This window comes from uncultured Rothia sp. (genome assembly GCF_937976295.1).
Classification (GTDB): domain Bacteria; phylum Actinomycetota; class Actinomycetes; order Actinomycetales; family Micrococcaceae; genus Rothia.
This window is the reverse complement of sequence record NZ_CALJRY010000373.1, coordinates 1-4,164: the sequence shown is the minus strand read 5'-3', so window position 1 is coordinate 4,164 and position 4,164 is coordinate 1. Positions and strand designations below refer to the sequence as shown.

At 64.4% G+C, this 4,164-nt stretch carries 1 protein-coding gene; it reads left to right on the top strand.

The genetic code is table 11. From position 1 onward, the window contains the following. Positions 1–151 precede the first annotated feature (151 nt). On the top strand, positions 152–4,164 hold a 4,013-nt coding region (locus Q0216_RS09910), incomplete at its 3' end, for a S8 family serine peptidase (RefSeq protein WP_298594982.1).

Sequence of the window (4,164 nt, the reverse complement as noted above, 5' to 3'; positions counted from 1 at the left end):
GGAGGCGCACTGCAGACACGCTGGAAACCCAGTGCGAACGCACCGAAGCACTCTCGGTGCGGAGTCCTCAGCGCAGAGTCCTCAGCGCAGAACTATCGGTGCAGAAACCGCTAAGAAACACACCATCCCTAAAAGAATCAAGGAGCATTCAGTGGCAACCTTCCCTGAAGCTACCCCCGCGCGAGCAGCCCGGCGCACACAGCCGGGTCGTCTCAAGCAGCTGGCACGCAGCTGCGGCGCACTCACCCTGGGGCTCACCCTCGGGCTGACAGCCCTGCCGTTCGGTACCGCCGCCTACGCGGCACCGGGCGTAGTACGCGGCGCAGACCCGGACGCACCCCACCAGAACACCGGCACCGGCGAGAACAACAACGACGTCCTCTCCCCCAGCCTGGACGGTGCCACCGGCGAACGCGCCGTGTTCGTCCGCTTCAAGGGTCAGGGTGCGTACGCCCAGACCCAGCCGGACGCGGTCCGCTCCCGCGCGCAGGCACCCGTCAACGCGCAAGCACAGGTGCAGGCAATTCGCGCCAGCGTGCAGCAGCAGGGCGCCTCCGCGGCGAAGGAATCCGGCGCGCAGGTCCTGTACACCACCCACAACACGATGCGCGGCGTGGCGCTCTACGGTAACGTCGAGCAGATTCGTGCGCTCGCGAACCGCGACGATGTGGAACGCATCAGCATCATTGAGGACATGGCACCGCAGAACAGCGGCACCCTCCTCGATACTGACACGCTCTCCGTGTGGGCGAAGAGCCAGGCGAACCCCGCCTCCACCGGCTACACCGGCAAGGGCGTGAAGATTGTCGTACTCGATACCGGTATCGACTACACTCACGCCGATTTGGGTGGCCCCGGCACGCAGGAAGCCTTCGAGAAGGCGAAGGCATCCGACACGATTCCCGAGGGCAGCTACGATCCGAAGAAGTTCCTCGGCGGCTACGACCTGGTCGGTGACGACTACAACTCCGCCAAGAAGGAAACCTCCACCCCCCACCCGGATGCCAACCCGCTTGACTGCGGCGGCCACGGCAGCCACGTGGCGGGCACCGCTGCAGGCTACGGCGTGAACGCGGACGGTTCGACCTTCCACGGCGACTACTCCAAGCTCACCGAAGAGCAGCTCAAGGACATGAAGATCGGCCCCGGCTCCGCACCGGACGCCCAGCTGATTGGCCTGCGCATTTTCGGTTGTAAGGGCACCACCGCGTTCGTCCCCAAGGGCCTGGACCGCGTGCTCGACCCCAACGACGACGGCGACTTCTCGGACCGCGCCGACATCGCGAACCTGTCGCTCGGCAACGAGTTCGGCGTGTTCGATGAGACCGTGAACTACGCGGTCGGCTCCCTCTACCGCGAGGGCATCCTCTCCGTGGTTGCGGCGGGTAACGCCAACAACTACAACGCCGTGGGCGACACCTACTCCAACTCGGGTGGCCCCGGCACCAGCGCCTACGGCCTGACCGTGGCGAACTCCATCGGCTCAACCCAGCTAGTGGACCGCGTGAAGATTCTCGCCCCCGCGAACGAGGCGGACACCTACGGCGACTACTCGGTGAGCTTCGACTACTCGAAGGCGACCGAGGAGCAGCTGCGCGGCACCGTGGTGCGTGCCGCCTCCCGCAACCGCTACGGCTGTGAAGCATTCACCGAAGAGGAAGCCGCCGCCCTGAAGGGCAAGTGGGCTCTCATCGACTGGGCGGACGCTGACGGCACCGCCCCCTGCGGTTCGAAGGTGCGCTTCGACAACCTGCAGGCGGCGGGCGCGACCGGCGTGGTGCTCACCTCGAACACTGAGGTCGGTGACACCGCTATCGGTGGTAACTCCTCCATTCCGGGCGTGCGTCTGGCAAAGAGCCAGGTAGAGCGCCTTTCCGCGCAGATCGATTCGGGTGAGCTGACCCTGCAGCTCGGCGAGAACCTGCGCGACTCGATTCGCGTGCCCAACGGCAAGCTGGATCAGGCGAACACCTCCACCGCGCGTGGCATGCACGGTTCGCACGGCATCACCAAGCCGGACGTTGCGGCACCGGGCACGAACATTTCCTCCATCGAGGTTGGTAGCGGCACCGGTTCGAGCGTGAAGACCGGTACGTCCATGTCCACACCCTTTGTTGCCGGTGTTGCGGCGCTAATCATGCAGGCACACCCGGAGTACGGTCCGCGCATGATTAAGACCGCCATCATGAACACCGCCGACCACCACATGCAGGACGCCTGGGGCAACCCCTACGCGGTGGACCGTGTGGGTACCGGCCGCATTAACACGCGTGCGGCGGTGGCTGACCGCGTCATACTGTTTAACGCGGCACGCCCCGAGCAGGTTTCTGACACGTTCGGCGTGCTTGAGTACACCCCGAACGCCGGCGTGCAGACCCTGCAGCACCGCGTGAGCGTCGAGAACACCGACTCGGTGGCGCACACCTACACCTTGAACTATGAGGGCAGCACGACCATTCCGGGTGTGGAGTTCTCCTACCCGCAGTCCGTGTCTGTGGGCGCCGGTCAGACCGCAACGTTCACCGTGACGGTGCGCATTGACCCGTCGAAGCTGGAAAAGACCCGCGACCCGTCCATGTACCCGACCCAGGATTCGGTGAACTACTCGACCGGTACGGTGACCATTTCGGGTGCCCGCCAGTACATTGCGAGCGCTTCGGGCCGCCTGATTCTGACCGATGCTGACTCCTCGGCTGCGGTGAAGACCCTGCGCATGCCCCTGCATGTGGCACCGAAGCCTGTCTCCGCGATGCGTGTGGCTGGCTCCGATATCGCTTTCGACGCGGAGGGTTCCGGCGCGACCGAGCAGACCCTGACCCTGCAGGGTACCGCAGTGGATCAGGGCGGTTACCGCTCCCTGCTGGGTGCCTTTGAGCTGGGCGCTTCGAGCCCGCGCATCCCGACCGCGAAGCTGGGTGTGGGTTCGGATTCCCGCATGGACCTGCAGTATGTGGGTGCCGCCTCGAACGTGGCGGAGTTGAAGGCTGCCGGTGCAGACGCCTCCGACGCGCGCCTGTCCTTCGGTATTTCCACCTGGGGTAACTGGTCGGAGGTGACCCCGCGCGGCTCCTACTACGTGTTTGTTGATACCAACAAGGACGGCACGAGCGACTACCGCCTGCAGACGGTGCGTGAGAAGGGCCTGGACTACCCGCTGGTGAAGGTTTCTCAGCGCAGCAACGGCAAGTGGGTGGCGATTGAGAACGCCCTGTACCCGCTGAACGGCACCTGGGGTGATACGGACACCAACATCATGGATTCGAACACCCTGGTGATGACTGTTCCGCTGAGCGTTCTGGGTCTGGACCCGAACGCTGAGTCCACTGAGATTTCGTACTCGGTGACCACTTCGAGTGCGTTCTCCGCAACGACCGTGGTTGATACGACTGATTCGGTGGTGTTCAACTATGCGGCGCCGAAGCTGTGGTTCAGCGGCGAGTCCGCCGGCGTTCCGAACCTGTTCGTGGATGCGCCCTCCGCGCAGCTGGTGGCGCACCGTAACGGCGACGCGAAGAACGTTTCTGCACTGTTCCTGCACATGCACAACGCGACCGGCGACCTGTCCGGTACGAACGGTGCTGCGGGTGAGCGTGCGCAGGTTCTGCGTGTCTCGTCGAACTCTGAGGATACCGCCGCAAGCGCGCACTTCAAGGATGTTCCGGCGGATTACCCGTTCGTGAATGACATTAACTGGCTGGCTCAGCGTCGCATTACGACCGGCTACCCGGACGGCACGTTCCGCCCGAACGGTTCGGTGGAGCGCGGCGCGATGGCGGCGTTCTTCTACCGTATGGCGGGTTCGCCGCAGTTCACTGCACCGAGCACTCCGAGCTTTAAGGATGTGCCGCGTGACCACCCGTTCTACAAGGAGATTGAGTGGATGCGCGCCCGCGGTATTACGACCGGCTGGTCGGATGGTACGTTCCGCCCCAATGCTGCGGTGAACCGTGACGCGATGGCGGCGTTCTTCTACCGTTTTGCGGGTTCGCCGGCCTATTCGGCTCCTGCGGTGTCGCCGTTTAGTGACGTGTCGGCCGGTAGCCAGTTCTACCGTGAGATTTCGTGGCTGGCTGAGCAGCGTATTACGACGGGTTGGGCGGATGGTTCGTTCCGTCCGGTTCAGCCGATTGAGCGTGGCGCGATGGCGGCGTTCCTGCACCGCTA